Source organism: Streptomyces sp. NPDC006450, assembly GCF_040612195.1.
Taxonomy (GTDB): domain Bacteria; phylum Actinomycetota; class Actinomycetes; order Streptomycetales; family Streptomycetaceae; genus Streptomyces.
The window spans coordinates 1-21,071 of record NZ_JBEXPT010000032.1 but is presented as its reverse complement, the minus strand read 5'-3'; the positions used below and the strand labels follow the sequence as shown (position 1 = coordinate 21,071).

At 73.9% G+C, this 21,071-nt stretch carries 17 protein-coding genes; 5 read left to right on the top strand and 12 right to left on the bottom strand.

From position 1 onward, the window contains the following. Positions 1-25 precede the first annotated feature (25 nt). The 3 genes from ABZY57_RS13210 to ABZY57_RS13200 all read right to left on the bottom strand — a co-directional run bounded on the left by ABZY57_RS13210 (position 26) and on the right by ABZY57_RS13200 (position 4,234). The gene (locus tag ABZY57_RS13210) at positions 26-1,606 is read right to left on the bottom strand and encodes a GMC family oxidoreductase (protein ID WP_356511255.1); all 1,581 of its coding nucleotides are present in this window, start codon (positions 1,604-1,606) and stop codon (positions 26-28) included. A gap of 148 nt (positions 1,607-1,754) precedes the next feature. Beyond that, entirely contained in the window at positions 1,755-2,672 is a 918-nt protein-coding gene (locus ABZY57_RS13205) for a cyclase family protein (RefSeq protein WP_356511253.1), read from the bottom strand. Positions 2,673-2,704: 32 nt separating this feature from the next. Continuing rightward, positions 2,705-4,234, bottom strand: a complete 1,530-nt coding sequence (locus tag ABZY57_RS13200; protein ID WP_356511250.1) for a gluconokinase, GntK/IdnK-type — start codon at positions 4,232-4,234, stop codon at positions 2,705-2,707. 245 nt (positions 4,235-4,479) lie between these two features. Here ABZY57_RS13200 and ABZY57_RS13195 point away from each other — a divergent pair, with 245 nt between their 5' ends. Then, positions 4,480-5,322: a hypothetical protein gene (locus ABZY57_RS13195; RefSeq protein ID WP_356511248.1), complete on the top strand. Its 843-nt coding sequence runs from the start codon at positions 4,480-4,482 to the stop codon at positions 5,320-5,322. A 157-nt stretch (positions 5,323-5,479) separates the two neighbouring features. On the opposite strand, the gene ABZY57_RS13190 is transcribed toward ABZY57_RS13195, so the two are convergent. The 4 genes from ABZY57_RS13190 to ABZY57_RS13175 form a co-directional block, all read right to left on the bottom strand. After that, on the bottom strand, positions 5,480-7,003 hold the full coding sequence (locus ABZY57_RS13190; RefSeq protein ID WP_356511246.1) for an aldehyde dehydrogenase family protein: 1,524 nt from the start codon (positions 7,001-7,003) through the stop codon (positions 5,480-5,482). Between the two features lie 56 nt (positions 7,004-7,059). Further along, positions 7,060-8,514: a transcriptional regulator gene (locus tag ABZY57_RS13185; protein ID WP_356511244.1), complete on the bottom strand. Its 1,455-nt coding sequence runs from the start codon at positions 8,512-8,514 to the stop codon at positions 7,060-7,062. A 131-nt stretch (positions 8,515-8,645) separates the two neighbouring features. Then, positions 8,646-9,974: an SWF or SNF family helicase gene (locus tag ABZY57_RS13180; RefSeq protein ID WP_356511242.1), complete on the bottom strand. Its 1,329-nt coding sequence runs from the start codon at positions 9,972-9,974 to the stop codon at positions 8,646-8,648. Continuing rightward, entirely contained in the window at positions 9,971-12,976 is a 3,006-nt protein-coding gene (locus ABZY57_RS13175) for a DEAD/DEAH box helicase (protein ID WP_356511240.1), read from the bottom strand. Before ABZY57_RS13175 ends, ABZY57_RS13180 begins: the two co-directional genes overlap by 4 nt. 223 nt (positions 12,977-13,199) lie before the next feature. Between ABZY57_RS13175 and ABZY57_RS13170 the strand changes: the two genes are divergently transcribed. After that, positions 13,200-13,382 (top strand): hypothetical protein, encoded by a 183-nt coding sequence (locus ABZY57_RS13170; protein WP_356511238.1) that lies wholly within the window; start codon positions 13,200-13,202, stop codon positions 13,380-13,382. Positions 13,383-13,402: 20 nt separating this feature from the next. Continuing rightward, positions 13,403-13,966 (top strand): MOSC domain-containing protein, encoded by a 564-nt coding sequence (locus tag ABZY57_RS13165; RefSeq protein WP_356511236.1) that lies wholly within the window; start codon positions 13,403-13,405, stop codon positions 13,964-13,966. Between the two features lie 69 nt (positions 13,967-14,035). On the opposite strand, the gene ABZY57_RS13160 is transcribed toward ABZY57_RS13165, so the two are convergent. The 4 genes from ABZY57_RS13160 to ABZY57_RS13145 all read right to left on the bottom strand — a co-directional run bounded on the left by ABZY57_RS13160 (position 14,036) and on the right by ABZY57_RS13145 (position 16,870). Beyond that, on the bottom strand, positions 14,036-14,434 hold the full coding sequence (locus ABZY57_RS13160; RefSeq protein WP_356511234.1) for a hypothetical protein: 399 nt from the start codon (positions 14,432-14,434) through the stop codon (positions 14,036-14,038). A 121-nt stretch (positions 14,435-14,555) separates the two neighbouring features. After that, entirely contained in the window at positions 14,556-15,035 is a 480-nt protein-coding gene (locus tag ABZY57_RS13155) for an SAM-dependent methyltransferase (protein ID WP_356511232.1), read from the bottom strand. 74 nt (positions 15,036-15,109) lie between these two features. Continuing rightward, positions 15,110-15,898 carry a hypothetical protein gene (locus tag ABZY57_RS13150; protein ID WP_356511230.1) on the bottom strand — a complete coding sequence of 263 codons (789 nt, stop codon included), beginning with the start codon at positions 15,896-15,898 and terminating at the stop codon, positions 15,110-15,112. 300 nt (positions 15,899-16,198) lie between these two features. Then, on the bottom strand, positions 16,199-16,870 hold the full coding sequence (locus ABZY57_RS13145) for a methyltransferase domain-containing protein (RefSeq protein WP_356511228.1): 672 nt from the start codon (positions 16,868-16,870) through the stop codon (positions 16,199-16,201). Between the two features lie 167 nt (positions 16,871-17,037). Between ABZY57_RS13145 and ABZY57_RS13140 the strand changes: the two genes are divergently transcribed. Then, positions 17,038-17,835 (top strand): MHYT domain-containing protein, encoded by a 798-nt coding sequence (locus ABZY57_RS13140; RefSeq protein WP_356511226.1) that lies wholly within the window; start codon positions 17,038-17,040, stop codon positions 17,833-17,835. Here ABZY57_RS13140 and ABZY57_RS13135 read toward each other — a convergent pair. Beyond that, positions 17,723-18,727, bottom strand: a complete 1,005-nt coding sequence (locus ABZY57_RS13135) for a DUF6350 family protein (RefSeq protein WP_356511224.1) — start codon at positions 18,725-18,727, stop codon at positions 17,723-17,725. The genes ABZY57_RS13140 and ABZY57_RS13135 overlap by 113 nt on opposite strands. 119 nt (positions 18,728-18,846) lie before the next feature. On the opposite strand from ABZY57_RS13135, the gene ABZY57_RS13130 reads away from it, so the two are divergent. After that, positions 18,847-20,982 carry a helix-turn-helix domain-containing protein gene (locus ABZY57_RS13130; RefSeq protein WP_356511222.1) on the top strand — a complete coding sequence of 712 codons (2,136 nt, stop codon included), beginning with the start codon at positions 18,847-18,849 and terminating at the stop codon, positions 20,980-20,982. The last annotated feature ends 89 nt before the right edge of the window (positions 20,983-21,071 follow it).

Sequence of the window (21,071 nt, the reverse complement as noted above, 5' to 3'; positions counted from 1 at the left end):
ACGGGTCAGCGACCGGCCGCCGGTCTCAACCCAGCCGGGCCAGTAGGTGGTCACCGACCCGCAGGGCATTGGCGATGGCCGTCAAGGACGGATTGACCGCCCCGATGCTCGGGAAGAAGCTCGTGTCGACCACGTACAGGTTGTCGAGGTCGTGGGCCTTGCAGTCGACGTCCAGCGCGGAAGCGGCGGGGTCGGTGCCGAATCGGACCGTGCCCGCCTGGTGCGCGGTCGCACCGATCGGCATGCCCTTGTGTAGGTAGATGCTGTGGGACAGCAGGTGGTGCTCGTGCATGCCGAGGCTGCCCAGCATCCCCTGCAGTTTGTGCCTCAACCGCTTCAAGCCTTCGATGTTGTTCTTCTCGTCGAGAGCGAGACGGATACGGGCGTCGCCGTCGAGGGTGACCCGGTTGTCCGGCAGGGGGAGATCCTCACCGCACAGCCAGAAGTCGACGGCGTGATGCGCCAACACCTCGAACGGCATGTCGGGGGTCACCGCACCGGCCCATCGGGGGGCCTCGCCGTGGATCTGTTCGGCGTCCGACTTGCCCAGCATCTGGATGCCGCCCAGCGGGAAGTCCCAGTCGTCCGCGCCGAGGTACCAGTCGTTGAGGGCGAGGGTCTTCTGGAACTGGGTGTCATTGGGTTCCTTCGACACAGCCATCAGAGCGAGGTTGTTGTGCCGCATGTAGAACCGGCCGACCACGTCCGAGCTGTTGGCGAGGCCACGGGGGTGGTGATCGTTCGCCGAGGCCAGCAGCAGCGCCGCTGAGTTGACCGCCCCGCAGGAGACAACCACGATGTCCGCCGTGTACCGGACCTCCGAACCGTCCGCCAGCCGGCCGACGACCGCGCTGACCCTGCGTCCCAGATCGTCCGTCTCCAGACGGACCACATGAGTGTTCGTGACCATCTCGACGTTGGGGTGCTCCAGGGCCGGTCCCACGCAGATCACCTCGGCGTCGGACTTGCCGCGCACCAGGCACGGGAAGCCGTCGACCCGGTTGCACCGGATGCAGACGCTGGAGTGGCCGGCCCGCCACCCGTTCTCCTGGCTCAGATTGACGCCGATCGGCAGGTGGAACGGGTGCAGGCCATGCTTTTCCAGATCGTCGCTCAGCTGCTGGATGCGCGGCTCGTGCTCCACCGGTGGATGGGCGTACTGCGCGCTCACCGGGCCCTCGCCGGGGTCCTCTCCGTGCCGTCCGTGGACGAGGTAGAGGTGCTCGGCCTGTGTGTAGTACGGCTCCAGATCCTCGTACCGGATCGGCCATGCGGGGGAGATGCCGCCGTGATGACGGATCTCGGCGAAGTCCTCCGGACGCAGCCGGAAGAGGGCGGCCCCGTAGAACTTGGTGTTGCCGCCCACGTAGTAGTTGACCTCGGGCGGGAACTCGTCGCCGTTCCTGTCCAGCCAGAATTCCGGCGCACGGTACTTGCCCCTGACGAACACGGCCGTCGAGTCCCAGTTGTCCCGCTCACGCGGAAGATAGCCGCCGCGTTCGACGAGGAGGACGCGCTTGCCGGACGGGGCGAGCCGATGGGCGAGACTGCCTCCGCCGGCTCCGGTGCCGATGATGATGACGTCGTAGTGAGGGGCGTCGCCCATGGCGACCACCGTCCTTGGAATCACGGCCCCGACCTGGTGTCAGGCACCTGGTACCCCGCTGGGCGTGGGTCCACCGGCCCCGCTCCCGAACGTAGCCGCGCTTCTCGCGGACGGCGACCGGAGGGGGGCTCCCCGGCACGGGCCCGCTTCACAGCACCGCCACGGGGTTCACGGGCGACCCCGTGGCTCCGGTCAGCCGGAGGGGGGCCACCACACACAGGAAGCTCCAGCGCCCGGCCTGGGCGCATACCGGGACGAGGTCCTCGAACCGCAGGTAGTCCATGAGGTGGACCCCCATGGCGTGGATGGCCAGGACGTGCACGGGGAAGGCGACGTTCTCCACCACGCTGGGCGCGGTGTCGTTGTTGCCGTCTCCGCCCAGAACGGAGACCTCGCGCCCGGCCAGGAACTCCACGGCGGTCGGGTGCAGACCCACCCGTGCCGCGGCGGAATCCCACGGCCCGAGTTCGGTGCGCCGAAGACGATGCCCCACCCTGACGAACAGCAGGTCGCCCGGTCCGACACGGACCCCCTGCGCGGCCTCGGCGGCCGTCAGGTCGCCCGAGGTCACGACGTCGCCCGGTTCCAGCCAGGGCACGCCACGCAGCCGCGGGATGTCCAGCAGGACACCGCGGCCGACGATGCCGTTCCCGAGCAGGTCGACGGAGAGCCGACCGGCCCCTTCGCCGGTCACGGTGCTCGCGGGTACCCCGCCGTAGAGCTCCCCGTCGAACACCACATGACAGAGGGCGTCGAGATGGCTGTCCGCGTCGCCGTGCACGTTCATGGCGAAGCGGTCGGTGGCGAAGTGGAGCGCGTCCGAGCCGGGATCGCGCGGGCTCGGTCCGGTCATGCGGTGCACCGCGGGCTCGGGGTCGTCAGGTCCCGGTACGGTCTCGATCGGAGCCGCCAGCGACACCGTACGTCCGAGGCGGACTTCCGCCGCGGCCGCTGCCACCCTCTCAGGTGTCAGACGGCGGAGCGCGCCACACCGGCCGTCCACCGCCGGCGGCGCCGCCTGGCTCCGGAGCCGCTCGTAGAGCGCCCGGAAATCGTGCGCGGTCATGGTGCTCGCCCCCGACGGACCCGCGGACGGTGTCACGAGTAGCCCCAGGGGCTCAGCCCCCAGCGGAGCACGTGGGTCGCGCCCGGCTGCAGGACGATGAGGTCCGTGCCGCTGCGGAAGGCGTCGGGTGGGCAGGACATCGCCTCCACGGCGACTCCCCGTCTCCGCCGTTCGGGTTCGGCCAGGGTGTCGCCCGTGTACACCTGCACCCAGTGGGTGCCCTCGCCCAGCCAGAGATCGACGCCTCGCTGTCCGGAGGGGTGTGCCAGTCGTACGATCGCCCGCCCGTCGGGATCACGGTCGAGTCCGGTGAAGGCGGTGTCCAGCCGCAGGTCACCGATGGGGCGGGCGGTGCGGAAGTCGTACGGGGTGCCGTCGACGGGCTCCTGGCCGATCGGCAGCCCCCTGTCGTCGGTACGCAGCAGGTTCCGGGCGGGAACGGTCAGCACGGCGCTGTCGACGCGATCGGTACCGACCGTGAGATAGGGATGCTGGCCCGCACCGTAAGGCGCGGGATCAGTACCGGTGTTGGTGGCCCGGACCGCCGTCCTGAGCCCGTCCGGCCCCAGCCGGTACTCGACACGGACATCGAGGAGGAACGGGTATCCGGGCTGGGGACAGAGCGTCGTGCCCAGCGTCACCGAGTCGTCGGTGCGGGCGAGCGGCTCCCACAGCGTCCAGCGGAGCAGTCCGTGGATCGCGTTGCCCTTCTCCACCTCGTTCAGGGGGAGTCGCAGATCCCTGCCGTCGAAGCGGTAGCGTCCGTCGCCCACGCGGTTCGGCCAGGGGACGAGCAGTTGCCCGCGCCCGCCCGTGACGGCGTCCCCCGTGGAGAAACCGTCGAGCAGGGGGCGGCCGTTCACCTCGTAGGCGCGCAGGCCGCCGCCCAACTGGACCACTTCCACGCTCTGCACCCCCCGGACCAACCGCCACGACCCGCCCGTGGGGCTGGAGGCCGCGGAGGAACGCTCGCTCACGAGGGCGTGGACGGGCCGCTCCGTGTCCGTTCCGTCCACCGGGACCCCGGCATCGGATCGCCCGCGCATCAGCGACAGCACGGCCGTGACGACGGCCTCCGGGGACTGGTCGATCCCCACCACCAGCGGGTGCTCATCGGGCTCCGGCTCCTGGAGGACCGCGAGCTGGCTGTCGAGCAGGGCCGCGGGGAAGAAATGACCGTGCCGCGAGGCCAGCCGGGACGCCAGCAGCTCGCCCGAGCCGTGCAGGTACACCAGAACAGCGTCGGGACGCCCCGCCAGCAGCTTGTCCCGGTAGGCACGCCGGAGCGCCGAGCAGGCCACGACGGCCCGCTCACCGGCCTCGGTCACCTGGTCCATCCACGCCGCGATCGCGGCGAGCCACGGCTCCCGGTCGCTGTCCGTGAGGGCATGGCCGGCGGCCATCTTGGCGCGGTCGGCCTCGGAGTGGAACGCGTCCGCGTCCTGGTACGTCCACCCCAGCCGCTCGGCGAGAAGATGCCCCACCGTCGATTTGCCCGACCCGGCGACGCCGACGACGAGAACCAGCCGCTGCGGGTCACCTGTCGCATCCTCGCGTGCCATGACCTGACAGGCTCCTCCGTGTCGTCTGCCCGCCGGGGCGTCTCCGTCCGGCGCGTCGGATATCTCCAATCTGCCCCCCGTCGCCCCCCGGCGCATGTCGGTACGCTGTCATCCACCACGCCTCCTGTCCTGTGGCTGTCGTGCCGCACACCTGACAGACGGGGACACCGGTCACTCGGGGGAGGCGGGACAACCTCCACGTTTCACTGTCCGCGCGGCGGAGGAGCCGGAACTAGGCTCGTGTCGTGGAACCGCCTGAGCACCGCGCCGAAGGCGCGGGACCGTTCACCACCCGGCTCACCTGGAACCGCCCCGAAGGGGGGACGGTGGTGTGGGAGTCGCGGCTCGCGCGCAAGCGCGGGGCGCTGTCCGTCCGCGCCCCCGGGGGCACGGTCGCCATGTCCCCGAATGCCGATGCCGAGGCCCTCGACCGGCTTCGGAGGCTCAACTCCCTCGCCTCGGGTGCGTTCTTCCTCGGCGGAGTACTCTTCGCTCTCGGAGCCGGGGTAGCCCAGTTCGGCTCGGGCGACCCGCTTGAGAGCGCCTCGATCTACTTCGCGGGCGGGCTGTTCTTCTCCATCGGGGGCTACACCTCGCTCTTGCAGGTACTGAACGCGCCTCGCCACTCCCAAGGGGGCGGCCCACTGGCATCGGTCCGCTGGCGGTGGTGGGGATACGAGCCGGCGCGTGTGGACTGGCTCAGCACGTTCGTGCTGTTCGCCGGGACGCTTGTGTTCGGAGTCAACCTGCTGGACTCCTTCCTGCAAGGGCTCACCGTCCAGCAGACCAACCGGCTGATCTGGACTCCCGACGTGATCGGGTGCGTGCTCTTCCTGATCTCGGGTCATCTCGGGTTCGTCGAGATCTGCCATCGCTCCCGGCCGTGCATCCGCTCGCGCAGCCTCGGCTGGTGGGTGGTCGCGGTGAACCAGTTCGGGTCGGTGCTCTTCATGGTCGCTGCACTGGCCGCCTTCACCCGGCCCACCACCCAGAGCCTGATCAACACCGGCATCGCCAACTGGGGGACGTTGTGCGGTGCGCTGTGCTTCTCGCTCGGTGGTGTGCTCCAGGCCTTCGAACGTCCCTAGGGCTCGGCATACCGCCGTCGCCCCCCACCCCGAGGACCGGGACAACCGCCGGATAGAGGTCGATTTCCACGAAGAGTAGTCGTCCGATGTCAAGAGGCATCCGAGGCGAAGGGGTGCCTGAAGCGCAATGGCCGCTCCAGGCACCCGGTCTGAGGCTCTAGAAGAATCCGAGCTTCTTCGGCGAGTACGACACCAGGAGGTTCTTCGTCCACTGGTAGTGCTCCAGCATCATCTTGTGCGTCTCCCGGCCGATGCCGGACTGCTTCGTCCCTCCGAAAGCGGCGTGGGCGGGGTAGGCGTGGTAGCAGTTCGTCCAGACCCGGCCCGCCTGGATCGCGCGGCCCGCGCGGTAGGCCGTGTTGATGTCGCGGGTCCAGACGCCGGCGCCGAGGCCGTACGCCGTGTCGTTCGCGATGCGTACGGCGTCGTCGAAGTCCTGGAACGAGGACACCGACACCACCGGGCCGAAGATCTCCTCCTGGAAGATCCGCATGCGGTTGTCGCCCTCGAAGATGGTCGGCTGGACGTAGAACCCGCCCGCCAGTTCGCCGCCGTGGTCGATGCGCCCGCCGCCGGTGAGGACCTTCGCGCCCTCCTGCTGGCCTATCTCCACGTAGGAGAGGACCTTCTTCAGCTGTTCCGCCGAGGCCTGCGCGCCGATCATGGTGTCCGTGTCCAACGGGTGCCCCGGCACGATCAGTTCGGTGCGGGCCACGGCCGCGTCGAGGAAGTCGCCGTAACGGCCGCGCTCGATCAGGGCGCGGGAGGGGCTGGTGCACACCTCGCCCTGGTTGAGGGCGAACATCGTGAAGCCTTCGAGGGCCTTGTCCCGCAGGTCGTCGTCGGCGGTCCAGATGTCGTCGAAGAAGAGGTTGGGGCTCTTGCCGCCCAACTCCAGCGTGACCGGCTTCAGGTGCTCCGCCGCGTACTGCAGGATCAGCCGCCCGGTCGCGGTCTCCCCGGTGAAGGCCACCTTCGCCACGCGCGGGCTGGACGCGAGCGGCTTGCCCGCCTCCTCGCCGAAGCCGTTGACGATGTTCACCACGCCCGGCGGCAGCAGGTCGCCGATCAGGCTCATCAGGTAGTGCACCGACACCGGGGTCTGCTCGGCCGGTTTCAGCACCACCGTATTGCCCGCGGCCAGGGCCGGCGCCAGTTTCCACACGGCCATCAGGATGGGGAAGTTCCACGGGATGATCTGGGCGACCACGCCCAGCGGCTCGTGGAAGTGATAGGCCACCGTGTCTTCGTCGATCTGGCTGAGGGACCCCTCCTGGGCGCGCAGCGCGCCCGCGAAGTAGCGGAACTGGTCGATGGCCAGCGGCATGTCTGCGGCCAGGGTCTCGCGGATCGGCTTGCCGTTCTCCCAGGTCTCCGCGACCGCGAGCGCCTCCAGGTGCTGCTCCATCCGGTCCGCGATGCGCAGCAGGATCGTGGAGCGCTCGGTGATCGAGGTGCGTCCCCACGCGGGCGCGGCGGCGTGCGCCGCGTCCAGTGCGCGCTCGACGTCCTCGGCCGTACCCCGCGCGACCTCGGTGAAGGTCTCGCCGGTCACGGGGGAGGGGTTGGCGAAGTACCGTCCGAGCGCGGGCTCGGCGTACTCGCCTCCGATGAAGTGGCCGTAGCGGGACGCGTACGACATGAGCGCGCCTTCGGTACCGGGCGCAGCGTAACGGGCCATGGAGGGACCTCCCCTTGCCGGGCGCCGGCCGCCGTCGGCCGGTGCACGCCGTGAGGCTAGGGGCGGGCAGGTTGCCGGGACGTTGCACGGCCGCGCGGTGAACGGGCCGCGGGTGGTGGCGGGGTGGTGGTCCCCGCCGGTGTGGCCCTCTCCGGAGTGGTCCTCGCCGGAGTGGGCCCCTCCGGTGCGGGACTCTCCGAAGCGGGCCTCTCCGGAGTGGTGCGACCCCGCCTGTCGCCCGGCACGTCCCGAGACGGCGCCCCGAGTTCCGCGTCGAGGGCCCGTACGCGGGCCAGCGCGGCCGTCCGTCCGGCAGCCGGCAGTACGGACGCCAGGGCCCGCCAGACTTCGGCGTCCTCCGCGCCCCAAGGGCTGCACACCCAGTCGGTCAGCAGCCCAGGGTCGGCCCGCGCGATCACGGCGGCCCGCGCCTGCTCCTCGATGCGTCGCCGGAGCCGGACGATGCCGGGCGCCGTGGAGGCGGGCAGCAGCGGGCCCGGGTAGCGGGCCAGCGCCGCCGAGACGGCGCCCGAGGCCAGGTGGCGGGTGACGGCGGTGAAATCGGCCTCCAGCGGCGCGGCCGTGCGGTAGGGGCGGGAGAGCGGGGCCCGGGACCCCAACAGGCCGCGCAGCCGTGACATTTCGGCGCGCAGGGTCACCGGTGACACCGACTCGTCCTCGTACAGGGCGATCGCCAGTTCTTCCCCCGACAGCCCCTCCGGGTGGTGCGCGAGCAGCGCCATGATCTCGCTGTGCCGCCGTCCGAGCCGGACCTCACGGCCGCCCGGGCCGCTCAGCAGCGCCTCGTCCCGGCCGAGTGCGGTGAGGGAGCCGCCGGGTGGCAGGGGCGCCGGATCCAGCAGTGCCAGCCGGGCCTCCGCCGCGCACGCCACCGCCCGCACGAAGGCGAGGGAATGCGGATGGGCCAGCCAGTCGCCCCCGGTGACGTCGACGGCGCCGAGCAGCCTTCCGGTGCGCGGATCGCGGACCGGAGCCGCCGCGCAGGTCCACGGGTGCACCCGACGGCTGAAGTGCTCGGCTCCGAAGACCTGGACCGGCTCCCCGACCGCCACCGCCGTGCCGGGGGCGTTGGTGCCCATCGCCGTCTCCGACCAGCGGGCACCGGGCACGAAGCCGAGGCCCTCGGCGCGCCGCATCGTGGCGGGTTCGCCCTCCACCCAGAGCAGGCTGCCCCGCGCGTCGCACACCGCCAGCAGATGGGCCCCGTCCGAGGCGAAGGCCCCCACGAGCTCCCGGAACAGCGGGAGCACCCGGGCCAGCGGGTGCTGCTCCCGGTACGCCCGCAGTTCCGCCCCGGCCAGGTCCACCCGGGGCACGCACTCCGGGCTGACCCGGGCCCGCGCGCAGCGGCGCCAGGACCTCGCGATGACCGCCCGCACCGGGGCCTCGACCCGCCCGTCCCGGGTGAAAGCCGCGTGGGCCCGCCGTAGTTCCCGCGTCCGCTCGGCGGGGTCGGCCCCGCCCGGCAGAGCCACCGAAGGATCGTCCATGTCGCCCTCTCGCGGTGCCTTGGTACCCGGAGCGCCCCATCGTCGTACCGGCCCGCCGCCCCGGCAAGCGGTACGTCGGCCAGTGCGGGACGCGGTCGGCCGGTCCGCGCCGGTGCGACGGCCCAGCCCTCCTAGCCCTCCGGGTCCTCAGGGTCCAGCGCGGCCAGCGCCACCGCCGGGTCCGTGGACGAGGGGCCCGCCGGGAGCCAGTGCTCCGCCGCGCGGCGGTACGGCCACCAGCGGCCCTCGCGGCCCAGGCGGAGCTGGCGGTCACCGCCCGGTTCCGTCCAGCGGGCGCGGATCCGGCGCAGCACCGGGGTGGGGGCGTCGGCGTCCGTCCCGTCGGCCCAGGCCGACGCCAGCGCGGCCCGCGCCCGGGCGAGCGACGCCCGGTCCGGGGACCAGTCCTCCTCCAGTGCCGCGACGGCCTGTGCCCCGCCGAAGCCCCAGGCGAGTACGGCCCGGTCCATGGCGGCCCGGTCCCTGTCGGTAGCCGCCGACAGGCGGGAGCGGACCCGGAGGTCGTGGGCCTCCGCCGTGAGCCGTACGGCATCCTGCGCGATCGTGGGCCCGGGCTGCGGGGCGCGCTCCGCATGCGCCGGAGCGAGCGCTTCCGCCAGCAGCCGGAACGCCTGCGTCGCGGCCGCCTGCGCCAGGAACTCCACCCCGTCCACGTCCAGGCCCGGCGGCTCCGACCCCGTCCCCGTGTCCAGCGTCGGAGGCTGGCCCGGCGCGTCCGGCAGCCGCGCGGGCGGGGGCAGCGGGGGCAGGGCGGCAGCCGCCGCGTAGACCTCGGACGCGGGGACGCCGACGTCGGCCGTGGACTGCGGAGCCTCCGCCTCCGCCGTGCTGCGCTCCTCCAGCTCGGCCACCAGACCGGCCTCCGCGCGCCCGCGCAGCAGCAACAGCACGAAGGGGTCCTGGTCCAGCAGCCGCGCCACCTGGTAGCAGAGCGCCGCCGTGTGCGGGCAGTGGTCCCACTCCCCGCAGTCGCAGCGCGGGTCGAGGTCGCCGATCCCGGGCAGCAGCTCCACCCCGGCCGCCGCCGCGTCCTCCGCGAGCTCCGGCGGTACCTCCCGGTCGAGCAGCGCCGCGATGTGCCCGGACTCGGCGGCCGCCAGCCCGAGCAGCCGGTCCCATTCCGCCTCCGTGAACTCCTGCACCAGCACGTCGGTCCGGTGCGCCGTCCCGTCCGGGTCGCGCACCACGGCCGTCAGCCCGCCCGGCCGTACGGACACGGCCCCGACCGCGCCCGAACGCGCGTACCGCCGGCCCTGCTTGACCTGCGCCCCGTCCAGCGCGCTGTCCTCCAGGGCGCGCAGCCAGGCATGGCCCCACCAGGTGCGGGCGAAGCCGCGGCCGGGGGCGGGCGGGAGCGGCGGGAAGGTCTTCTCGTACGGGTCCTTCGCGTACGGGTCCTTCGCGTACCGGTCCCTCGTGTACGGGTCCTTCGCGTTCATCCGTGCCGCTCCCCGGAGCCGGTCGGGCGGAGCGCGACGAGTTCGGCCAGCTCCGCGTCGCTGAGTTCGGTCAGTGCGGCCTCGCCGCCCGCGAGCACGGCATCGGCCAGGGCCCGCTTGCGTTGCAGGAGTTCGGCGATCCGGTCCTCGACGGTGCCTTCGGCGATGATGCGGTGCACCTGCACGGGCTGGGTCTGGCCGATGCGGTAGGCGCGGTCGGTGGCCTGTTCCTCGACGGCCGGGTTCCACCAGCGGTCGTAGTGGATGACGTGGCCGGCCCGGGTGAGGTTGAGGCCGGTGCCCGCGGCCTTCAGGGACAGCAGGAACACGGGCACCTCGCCCGCCTGGAAGCGGTCCACGAGTTCCTCGCGGCGCGGAACGGGCGTGCCTCCGTGCAGCAGTTGGGACGCGATGCCGCGCGCGACGAGATGGCGTTCGATGATGCGGGCCATCGCCACGTACTGCGTGAAGACCAGGACCGAGCCGCCCTCGGCCAGGATCGTGTCGAGCAGCTCGTCGAGGAGTTCCAGCTTGCCGGAGGCCGCCCCTGCGGCCTCCTTCGAGCCGTGCTGCTCCTTCGTGTACTGCGCGGGGTGGTTGCAGATCTGCTTGAGCGAGGTCAGCAGCTTCACGACGAGTCCGCGGCGCTCCATCCCGTCCGCCCCGGCGATCGCGGCGAGGGTCTCGCGCACGACCGCCTCGTACAGCCCGGCCTGTTCGTGGGTCAGGGACACGGCGTGGTCGGTCTCGGTCTTGGGCGGCAGTTCGGGCGCGATTCCGGGGTCGGACTTCTTGCGGCGGAGCAGGAACGGCCTGACGAGCGCACCCAGCCGGGCCGCCGCGTGCGGGTCCCGGCCGCTCTCGACCGGCTCGGCGTAGCGCGTGCGGAAGGTGCCGAGACGGCCGAGCAGGCCGGGTGTGGTCCAGTCGAGGACGGCCCACAACTCGGACAGGTTGTTCTCGACCGGGGTGCCGGTGAGGGCCACGCGGGCGTCCGAGGGGATCGTGCGCAGGGCCCTGGCGGTCGAGGAACGCGGGTTCTTGACGTGCTGGGCCTCGTCCGCGACGACCATGCCCCAGCGCACGGCGGCGAGCCTGGGCGCGTCCAGGCGCATCGTGCCGTAGGTGGTGAGGACGAACCCGCCGCCCAGCTCTTCGAGGCCGCGGCCCGAGCCGTGGAAGCGGCGCACCGGCGTGCCGGGGGCGAACTTCTCGATCTCCCGCTGCCAGTTGCCCATCAGCGAGGCAGGGCAGACCACCAGCGTCGGGCCCTCGTGCCCCTGCTCCTGGCGGTGCAGGTGGAGCGCGATCAGGGTGACGGTCTTGCCCAGCCCCATGTCGTCGGCGAGGCACGCTCCGAAGCCGAGCCCGGTCAGGCGGGCGAGCCAGCGCAGGCCGCGGAGCTGGTAGTCGCGCAGGCCGGCGCGCAGGGCGGCCGGGGCCTGCACGTCGGCCTGCGCGGCGGCGTGCTCCGGGGCGCCGTGCTCCGGGGCGCCGTGCCCGGGAGCCGGGGGCTCCGGGGCTGCGGGATCCGGTTCCTGTTCCTGTTCCTGTTCCGCACGCTCGGGGTCCGTGGTGAGGAGCGTGCGGAGCCGTTCCAGCGCACCGGTGGCCTCCACGTCGTACCGCGTGCCGTCGAGCTCCGCCGAGCCGGTCAGTACGGCGGCCAGCGCGTCGGCGGCCGTCACCTCGCGGTTCTGGCGGGCGAGGGCCCGGGCCCGGCGGGCCGCGGCCGGATCGATCAGGACCCACTGGTCGCGCAGCCGGACCAGGGGCCGCTTCGCCTCGGCGAGCCGGTCCAGTTCCTCGGCGGTCAGATCGCCCTGGCCGCCCAGGGCGTACCGCCAGCCGACGGGGTGCGCCGAGGTGGCGGAGAGCGGACCGGCAGGGGAGGGAAGGGCGGGCAGGGCGGAGCCGGTGGCGGGCCGGCCCACGACGGCCCGCGCCGTGAGCGTACGGGCGAGCCCGCGCGGCCAGTGCACCTGTACCCCGTCGGCCGCCAGGGCGCCGGAGGCCTCCCCGAGCAGCTCCGCGACCTCCTCGTCGGCGAGGTTCACCGCGTCGGGTACGGCCGCGCCGAGCAGCGGCGCGAGCGGCGGCCACAGCCGGGCGGCGCGGCGCAGGGCGCGGAGCGCGTCCAGGCGGGCGCGGGGCGGGAAGGCGGCCGCGGCGGGCCCGGAGCCGGCCCAGACGTCGGCGGCGTCCGCGACGAGGGTGGCGTCGGCGAGGCCGTGCATCTGCAGGACGGCGCGGAAGGCGGGGGGTTCGGCGTCCGGGTCCACCTCGATGCGGAGCGAGACCCGCACCCCGGCGTCGTGCCCGGCCGCCACCTCCGCGGCCCAGTCGCGCAGCTCGGGGTGGAGCCGGGCCGGGCGGGCAGCGAAGGCGGGGCCGCCGGCGGCGGCGGGTGCGGCGGGGGAGCGGGGCAGGGTGTCGGCGACGGCGTCGAGGAAGGCGCGCAGCAGCGGCTCCGGGGCGGGCAGCCGCAGCGGGGCGCCGGGAGCGGTGCCGGCCCGGTCGTCGCCGTCGCGGCTGTCGGCGCTGTCGAGGCTGTCGCCGGGGTCGGCCGGTACGCAGTGCGCGTCGGGCGGCATGGCCGCCGCCAGCTCCCGGACCTCCTCCAGGTCGGCGGCGTCCAGCGGCCCGAGCCGCCAGGCGTCGTAGCCGGCGGGGCTCAGTCCGGGCAGCAGCAGCCCGCGGGCGGCGAAGCGCAGGGCCAGCAGGGCGGCAGCGCCCCAGAAGGGCGCGGCGCCGGCCGATGCGGCGGCCCGGACCCGGGTCAGCAGGGGCAGGGCTTCAGCGAGGGGTAGCACGGTGGCCGTCACGGTGGTGCGCCGCAGGTCGGGCGTGACGATGGTGAGCTGCTCGGCGGCGCCCTGGCCGTCCAGGTGCGGGCCCTCGGCCGGTTCCGCCCGCCAGAAGGCGATCCGGCCGTCGCGGGCCGGTTCGGCGGGGAGGAAGACGGCGGAGCAGGGGATGAGGCCGGAGATCGTCGGGAGCACACATTCCTCAAACTTGACTACCGAATACGAGGTGGCCGAGGGTAACCCACCCGAGGCTGCCGCGCCCCGTGGCGACACCGTGACCCGGGTCACTTCCCCGGTCGCTCGCGCGAGCCTGAATGTGCGAGCGGACCTGAACGAGCCCGCGTGCGGGGGCGGGAACGCGGGGGCCGGAACGCGCGTTGTGTGGGGTAGTGGCCGACGGAGAAAGAGGGTGCCGCAGATGTCCACGAGCGGAAAGATCGCGGTTGCCGGTGTGGTGGCAGCCATCGTGCTGTTCTGGGCGGTCGGGTTCTGGGCCGGCCTGCTGGTCCTGATCGGAGTTCCCGTGGCCGCATACCTGCTGTTGGACTCCTCCCAGCGTCGTAGGCTGCGGGGCATGTCCAGGAAGCAGATCGGCCGCTGACGGCGGCAGGGGGGACGACCATGAGTACGACGAGCCCGGCGGGCGTGGCACAGGTCGCGGCGGTCAGCAGCAACGGGGTCTATTCGTTCACCAAGCCCACGCGCGAGAGCATCACGCTCCTCGAGGGGCTCGGGGTCGAGGGAGACGTCCACGCGGGGGTCACGGTCAAGCACCGTTCCCGCGTGGCCCAGGACCCCACGCAGCCGAACCTGCGGCAGGTGCACCTGATCCACCGGGAGCTCTTCGAGGAGGTGGCCGAGGCCGGCCACCAGGTCGCGCCGGGCCAGCTCGGGGAGAACGTCACCACCGAGGGCATAGACCTGCTCGCCCTGCCGACCGGTACGTTGCTGCGTCTCGGTGCGGATGCGGTGGTCGAGGTGACCGGGCTGCGCAACCCGTGCCTGCAGATCGACAACTTCCAGCACGGGCTGCTCAAGCGGGTGGTGGGCCGCGACGAGGAGGGCAACCTGCTCCGCAAGGCCGGCATCATGGGCGTGGTCCACCGGGGCGGCACCATCCACCCCGGCGATCCCATCGAGGTCACCCTCCCCCCGACCCCGCACGTCCCCCTCGACCGCGTCTGACCCGCCGGGCCCGAGGCCCGGCGTGCACCGGTCGGCGATCAGTGCGCCGACCGACCGGCGCCGGGTCCCTCAGCCGCTCTCCGGTCCGATCCACGCGCGCAGGCGCTCGCTGAGCACCACGTCATGGGGCAGCCGCCGCAGCTCGTGCGCGGGCACGTCCACCCCCTGCTGCCCGAGGACATCGGCCAGGTAGCCCCAGTGTCCGGCAGCCATCTGCTCCTGCGTCATGCCGTCGAACGGCTCGTCCGGCCCGACCACCGTCCGGGCCGTCTCCTCGATGTCCTCGGCAGAGCTCAGCGCCCGGATGTCCGCAGGGCCCGAACTGCTCCAGCCGCGATCGTCGAGCAGCACCACGCTGCGGCCGTCCGCGAGCACGGCCTCGAGCCGTGCCGACACCGACAACTGCCGAGCGCTCGTGGCGCCGACGTCCAGATCGGTGTAAGTGACCAGACGGGTCACCACGCTCATGCCGTCCTCCTGTCGGCTCGGGCCGCACCCGGCCCCGTTCCTCGAGCCCCGTTGCGGCCTGCCGCACGTGCTCACGGAATCCCGGACCCTACACTCGGCGCCCCGCCCCACCCCGCGCGACTCAGTAGTAGTCGCGCATCAGCTCCGTCGCCCACTCCGGCTGGCGGTGCTCGCCGCGCGGGCCGAACTCCGTCATGTACGGCTTGAGGTCGAGCACCGGAGTCCCCGCGACCGCGTCCAGCCCCTCCACGTGCAACTCCGGACCGTCCGCCGCCCGCAGGTCCACCTTCAGGACGCGACAGCGCGAGAGGCCCAGCCGGTTGGGGCGGTTCTTGCCGCGCTGGGCGAAGATGCCCACGAGCGGCCACTCCTGATTGCCCCGGGGGTGTCGCGCCCCCGTCTCGATCTTGTCCTCCGGCACCCGGTCGAAGTGGAAGACCACCTCGACGTGCGAGAAGTCCTCCAGCCCGTACAGGGCTTGCGGACCGAACCGCTCCGGGTCCAGGCGGATCACCGCCGTCTCCCGCCCCCAGTCGTCGTCGACGACCGCCGAGCGGCCACCGACCACCACGCCCACCGGAACCACCACCACCGGATCCATCAGTGCGTCCTCCCCCTTCACACCCGTCTCAGATCTCGCACGTACCGCGCACGCGCACCCCACCCCGGCCCCGCTCAGGCCGGCCGCACAGCGACCCGGTCCAGCCCCGCGAGCAGCTCCGACAGCTCCGGGAGATTCCCGTGCGCCTCGTGCGGTACGGCCAGCACCTCGCTCGGCTCCTCGTCCAGCAGGACGAAGGCCGCCCCGCCGGTGCGGGCCACCAGCGACCAGCCCGGTCCGTCGACGCGCAGCGTCCGCGCCTCGTCGCCCGCGTAGGACGACCGCACCCTGCCGGGCGGCGGCGGGCTCTGCGTGTACCCCAGGGCTTCCTCCAGGGCCCGCGCCAGGCCGGGGTGGGCGGTGGCCGCGGCCCCGCCGTCGGTGGCCGCGCGCTCGCTCCAGTCGGCCCACTCCCGGGCGATCTGGTCGGCTCCCATCCGCCGCTGCACCGGCCCCCAGACCTCCGCCGACGGCGGGGCCAGCGGCACCCGTCCCGTGCCGTCCGCGCCCTGCTCGGGGTCGTGCGGATCGGGGATCCCGCCCGTGGCCACCGCGAGCGCCAGGGGCCAGCCCGCCAGCGAGATCACGATGGACCGTTCGTCGGGGGACAGGTCGTACTCCATACCGCAGTCCCACGAGGCGATGGCCATGGCCACGAGCGAGACGTCGTCGACCACGACCGTCCAGCGCGCCCCCTCCTCGTCCTGCCCCAGCACCAGGCCGTACCCGGCGGCCGCCGGCGGCACGCCCAGCAGCGAGCAGGCCTCGGGGTAGTCGTCACCCAGGATGCTCGGGAACTGCGCGGGGGTCAGCAGCACGGCAGTCAGCACGTACAGCGAACCGCCGTCCTCCTCTTCGGACACGTGGCCTCCCGGTCGTTCTCTCGTCGGCGCACCCTAACCAGCGAGTAACCACCGCGTCGAGAGCTGGCGGGAGGCGATTTCCGAGCCCGCCACCTGCGCGGAGGGTCGACCGCCCGCCGCCGAAATCGGTTCGGCGCCACCGACGGCGTGCCCCGGGGGAGCGCGTCGCACGCCGGCGCGGCCGCACCGGGTGTGTGCGGGCCCGCGCGCCGGTCCGGCCCGCACGTCCGCGATGCCGGCAGCCGGGGTGCCTCCGCGGATCCGGCGCCGGGCAACTGGCCGACGTAGAAGGTTCGTTGGTCAGGGGGTGCGGACCGCCAGCGCGAGGAAGCGGGTGTCCTCGTCGGCGTACGAGGTCAGCTGCCAGCCCGAACCGGCCAGGAGCGGGCCGAGGTTGTGCTCGGCGCGCATGTCGTCCGGGGTGAGCTCGCGGCCGTGGCGCGCCGCGAGGGCCGCCCTGCCGATGGGGTGGAACAGCGCGAGCCGGCCGCCCGGGCGGACCACGCGGGCGAGCTCGCGCAAGTTGTCTCCCGGATCGGGCAGATGGGCGACGAGACCCGCGGCGAACACGGCGTCCAGCACCCCGTCACGCAGCGGCAGCCGGGCCACGTCCGCCAGGAGCAGGGCGCCCTCCGCGTCCCGACCGGCCTCGTGCGCGGCGATCAGCATCTGCGGGGTGACGTCGGCGCCGAGCACCGTTCCCGACGGGCCGACGGCCGCGCGCAGCGCGGTCAGGGCCCGCCCGGTGCCGCAGCCCGCGTCGAGCACCCGGTCCCCGGGACGTAGGCCGAACTCGCCCACGGCCGTCGCGAAGGCGGGCTCGTCCCCGGGGAACTTGCGGTCCCAGCCGGCCGCGCGCGCCCCGAAGAACGCCTGGACGTGGCCGCGGTCCCTCGTCTGGTCCCGGGGCCGCTCCCGAGCGGGGTCCTGAGGCCGGTCCTGGGTGTGATCCTGTGTGCGGTCTTCGCTCATGTGCCCATGATCCCCCACCGGGGCACCGGCACATGCCTGCGGAACGTGTGCAAGGTGGTACGCGGTGTGATCGCAGATGAACGTATCTCTGTCATATTCCAGCAGTTCCAGTGGCTTTCGAAATGCGGCCCGTGTTCGCTCCCTCACCCGGACTAGCTTCCGTGGCCATGGGACACCTGGACCACGCCGCCTATGGCTGGCTTACCCCCGCGCTGTCATACGTGATGGCTTCGATCGGCGCCGCCCTCGGCCTGCGCTGCACCGTTCGCGCGCTCGCCGCGACGACCGGAGCCTCCCGCCGCAACTGGCTCCTCGCGGCGGCCTCGGCCATCGGCACCGGGATCTGGACGATGCACTTCGTCGCCATGCTCGGTTTCCACGTCACCGGGACCGAGATCCGCTACAACGTGCCGCTGACCATCCTCAGCCTCCTCGTCGCGATGCTCGTCGTCGGCGCGGGAGTCTTCGCCGTCGGCTACGGGAAGGACCGCGGCCGGGCCCTCGTCCTCGGCGGCCTGACCACCGGCCTCGGCGTCGCCAGCATGCACTACCTCGGCATGGCGGCCCTGCGCCTGCACGGCTCGGTCTCCTACGATCCGCTCACGGTCGGGCTCTCGATCGCCATCGCGGTCGTCGCGGCCACGGCCGCCCTGTGGGCGGCCCTCAACATCAAGTCCCCGGCCGCCGTCGCCGTCGCCTCGCTCGTCATGGGCGGCGCCGTCAGCAGCATGCACTACACCGGCATGCTCGCCGTGGCCGTCGAGGTCACCCCTTCGGACGCGGCCCTGCCGGGCGCCACCGCCATGCAGTTCATCTTCCCGCTCGCCGTCGGCCTCGGCTCCTACCTCTTCATCACCTCCGCGTTCGTCGCCCTGTCGCCGACCGCTGACGAGCGGGAGGCCTCCGCGATGGCCTCCGCCGACCTGCGCCTGGGCGATCGGGGCGCCACCGCTCAGGCGGGCTGAGGGGGGAGGCGCCGCCACCAGGCTTCCCCGCCACCAGGCTTCCCCGCCACCGGGCTTCACCGCCCAGCGCGAAGCCGGGACCGAGGGCGTAGGCCGCGCCCCAGACGACGGCGTTCGGGATCAGCAGGAGGGCGAGCAGCAGCACCGCGAAGCGGCCCGACCAGTCCCCGGTCAGCGCCCCGAAGGAGCCCCGCACCTCCGCCCCGTGCCAGGCCAGCGAGGCCCCGACCAGCAGGGCGCCGCCGCCGAGGAGCACCAGTACCCCGCCCGCGCCGGCCCGCAGCGCGAGGGCGTAACGGGGCCGGGTGAGCCGGCCGGGCAGCTGCCCGAGCGGCCTCCCCCGGGACTCCCAGACCCCGCCGGCGGCGGCGAGGGCGGCGACGACCGGGAGGTGCCGGGCCGCGCTGAGCGGGTCGGCGGGCATCGGCCCGGCGGCGGCGTACACGACGGCCAGGGCGCCGACCCCGAGGTAGCCGCAGAGCACGGCGGAGAACACCACGCCCGCGGGCAGCGGCTCCGCGCCCCGGTCCACCTGCGCGGCGCTGCCGAGCCGGGCGGCGCGCCGGATGAGCAGCGCGGGCAGGGCCACGAGCAGCAACGGGGTCAGGCCGACGGGGGCGGGCACCCCGGAGAGGGTCTCGTAGCGGACGAGGTCGGTCCCGTGGGCGAGCAGCCAGAGGCCCGCGGCGAGGTGCAGGGCGCCGCCGGGGCCGCTGTCGGGGTAGGGGGAGCTGATCCACAGCACGATGACGAGCACGGCGAGGAAACCGAGCCCCAGCACTGCGGCGACGGCGCCACCCACGACACACGCGGCGGCCGCCGGTGAACGGCGCCGTGCGGGGGCCCTGGGGGGCATGGGCAACGAGGTCCCGCGTTCGGTCACTTGGGTCACCCCGCCATGGTGCCAACGACACGCGCTATGGGCGGGTAACAGGCGAATGACCGTGGTGTCGCTCAATATACGTTTATGTACTTTTTCGCTCAGGGCGTCCGGGTCGCGGGGAGTGTGGCATGACACAAAGCGTCACGGAGCTGGGCCTCCCCACCCCGAAGGAACGCCGACGCCTGCGCGAAGCGGCCGACCTGACGCACGATGAGGTCGCGGCGGCAGTGGGCGTCACGTCGAACACGGTCCGCTCCTGGGAGACCGGCCGCACCCACCCCCGGGGCCGCAAGCTGGAGGCCTACTCCAAGCTCCTGAGCAGGCTGTCCGCAAGCGAGTCCCCCGCCTCCGCCCCCTCGGGCCCCACCGCACGGGCCGACGGATCGGCTTCCCCGCACGGCCCGGCCGCGGGGTCCGCCGCCGCGGCGCGCCCGGACCGGGCCGACGGGCCCGGAGGCGGCGGCCCCTCGACCGGCCCCGCGCAGGCCCGGAGCGACAGCGCCGGGGCGGGCGCCGCCGCCGGTACGCCCACCCGGCCCACCCGCCCCGCCTGGGCCAACGGCGCCGCCACACCGCAGGCCGGGGCGACCGCCGTCGGTGCCACCGCCGTCGGCGGGTCCACGGCCGGGGCGACCGCCGCAACCGGCCCCGCCGGGGCGGACGCGGACGCGGCGTCAGCCCCGAGCCCGGCGTCCGGGACACCGCTCGACGGCGACGACGCCGAGCACCCCGAGGCGGCAACCGGCTCCCTCTCCGCCGACACAGACGCCGCGTCAGACGCTGACGCCCCCGAGGGCCGGTTCGGGCTGCGCCTGATGCGCGGACTCACCCGGCCCACCGGGTCGCAGACCCGGCCCAGGGCCGCCGTCAAGCGCGCCGCGAAGCCGAACGTCGCGATGCCCCGGCACGAGTCCAAGTCCACGGTCAAGGCCGGAGCCACCCCGGGGGGCGGCGGCCACGGCGGAGGCGGCTTCGCGGCCCTCCGACCCGGCGGCCCCCTCCCCCCGGGCACCGGGACGGGCACGGCCCCTGACACCGGCTCAGGCGCCGGGGCGGACTCCGAGGCGCGCCCCGTGGCGGCCGCGCCGAGTACCGCGCCGGGCACGGGGAACCCCGCCGGACGTGGCTCCGAAACTGCCACCCGAACGAGCACCACCGGACCGGGATACGGTTCTGACTCCGAGCCGGGCACCGAGCCCGGCTCCGAGCCCGGCTCCGGTTCGGACCCCGCACCGGCCACCGCGAGAGCCGCCGGGAAGACCGCCGGCAAGGCCTCCGCTCCGGACTCCGCGCCGGCCGGGAAGGACGCCGGCCCGGTGGCTCCCGGGGGAGACGCCGGCGCGGCGGACGGCCCGGCCGCGCAGGCCCGTACCGCCCCCGAAGGGGCCTCCCAGGCCGACCTCGACGAAGGGGCCTCCCAGGACGACCCCGACGTATGCGCCGGCCCGACGGTGACGGCGATCTCCGCCTTCGACGCCCTCTACGAGCGCACCGCCCCCGCGCTGGCCCGCCAGGCCTACCTCCTCACCGGCCGCCACGCCCTCGCCTGTGAGGCCGTGGAGCACGCCTTCCAGCAGGCCTGGGAGCGCTGGCCCGAGGTCGCCACCGATCCCGATCCGGTCGGGTGGGTGCGCGCGGCGACGTACGAGTACGCGCTCTCCCCCTGGCACCGGTTCCGGCGTTCCCACCGGCACCCCGACGAGCCCCCGGCCGACCCCGCGGACCGCCTCCTGCTGGACGCGATGCTCGGACTGCCCCCCGCCCACCGCCGCACCGTGCTGCTCTACGACGGCGTCGGGCTGGACCTCCCCGACACCGCCGCCGAGACCGAGGCGTCCACGCCGACCGCCGGATGCCGGCTCGTCAACGCGCACGCCGACCTCGCCGACCAGCTCCCCGAACTGGACGGCGTAGCGCCCGCGAAGCAGTCCGCGGTGCTGCGCGAGCGGCTCGGCGCGCTGAGACCGGCCCTCCCGCTGGAGCCGCGCCCGGCAGCCGTCGTACGGATGACCGGCGAGCACCGCACCCGGCTGTGGACGCGGGCCGTGATCGGAGTGACGGCGGCCATTGCTGCAGCGACGGCCTACACCTGGGTGACCGCGCCGACCGAGTACGAGCCTCCGCGCGCCCCCGGCGCGAGCGTGTCGGGCGTGCCCCCGCACAGCGGCCCGCAGCAGCTCACGGACGAGGGCCGGCAGCTCCACGACAAGCTGCTGTCCGATCCGTCGGCCGGCCCGTCCCGGATCGCGCCGAGCCTCGAATAGCGGCACGGCGGGCGTCCTCGCGTACGGAAACGGGCGTGGGGGGCGCCCGCGGGGGGGGGGGGGGGGGGGCCGGCGGCGCGCGGCGCCGC

What these genes read in the sequence shown, in the direction of transcription:
- ABZY57_RS13210 (WP_356511255.1), bottom strand. Translation starts at nt 1,606, where the DNA reads ATGGGCGACGCCCCTCACTACGACGTCATCATCATCGGCACCGGAGCC.
- ABZY57_RS13205 (WP_356511253.1), bottom strand. Translation starts at nt 2,672, where the DNA reads ATGACCGCGCACGATTTCCGGGCGCTCTACGAGCGGCTCCGGAGCCAG.
- ABZY57_RS13200 (WP_356511250.1), bottom strand. Translation starts at nt 4,234, where the DNA reads ATGGCACGCGAGGATGCGACAGGTGACCCGCAGCGGCTGGTTCTCGTC.
- ABZY57_RS13190 (WP_356511246.1), bottom strand. Translation starts at nt 7,003, where the DNA reads ATGGCCCGTTACGCTGCGCCCGGTACCGAAGGCGCGCTCATGTCGTAC.
- ABZY57_RS13185 (WP_356511244.1), bottom strand. Translation starts at nt 8,514, where the DNA reads ATGGACGATCCTTCGGTGGCTCTGCCGGGCGGGGCCGACCCCGCCGAG.
- ABZY57_RS13180 (WP_356511242.1), bottom strand. Translation starts at nt 9,974, where the DNA reads ATGAACGCGAAGGACCCGTACACGAGGGACCGGTACGCGAAGGACCCG.
- ABZY57_RS13170 (WP_356511238.1), top strand. Translation starts at nt 13,200, where the DNA reads ATGTCCACGAGCGGAAAGATCGCGGTTGCCGGTGTGGTGGCAGCCATC.
- ABZY57_RS13165 (WP_356511236.1), top strand. Translation starts at nt 13,403, where the DNA reads ATGAGTACGACGAGCCCGGCGGGCGTGGCACAGGTCGCGGCGGTCAGC.
- ABZY57_RS13160 (WP_356511234.1), bottom strand. Translation starts at nt 14,434, where the DNA reads ATGAGCGTGGTGACCCGTCTGGTCACTTACACCGATCTGGACGTCGGC.
- ABZY57_RS13155 (WP_356511232.1), bottom strand. Translation starts at nt 15,035, where the DNA reads ATGGATCCGGTGGTGGTGGTTCCGGTGGGCGTGGTGGTCGGTGGCCGC.
- ABZY57_RS13145 (WP_356511228.1), bottom strand. Translation starts at nt 16,870, where the DNA reads ATGAGCGAAGACCGCACACAGGATCACACCCAGGACCGGCCTCAGGAC.
- ABZY57_RS13140 (WP_356511226.1), top strand. Translation starts at nt 17,038, where the DNA reads ATGGGACACCTGGACCACGCCGCCTATGGCTGGCTTACCCCCGCGCTG.
- ABZY57_RS13130 (WP_356511222.1), top strand. Translation starts at nt 18,847, where the DNA reads ATGACACAAAGCGTCACGGAGCTGGGCCTCCCCACCCCGAAGGAACGC.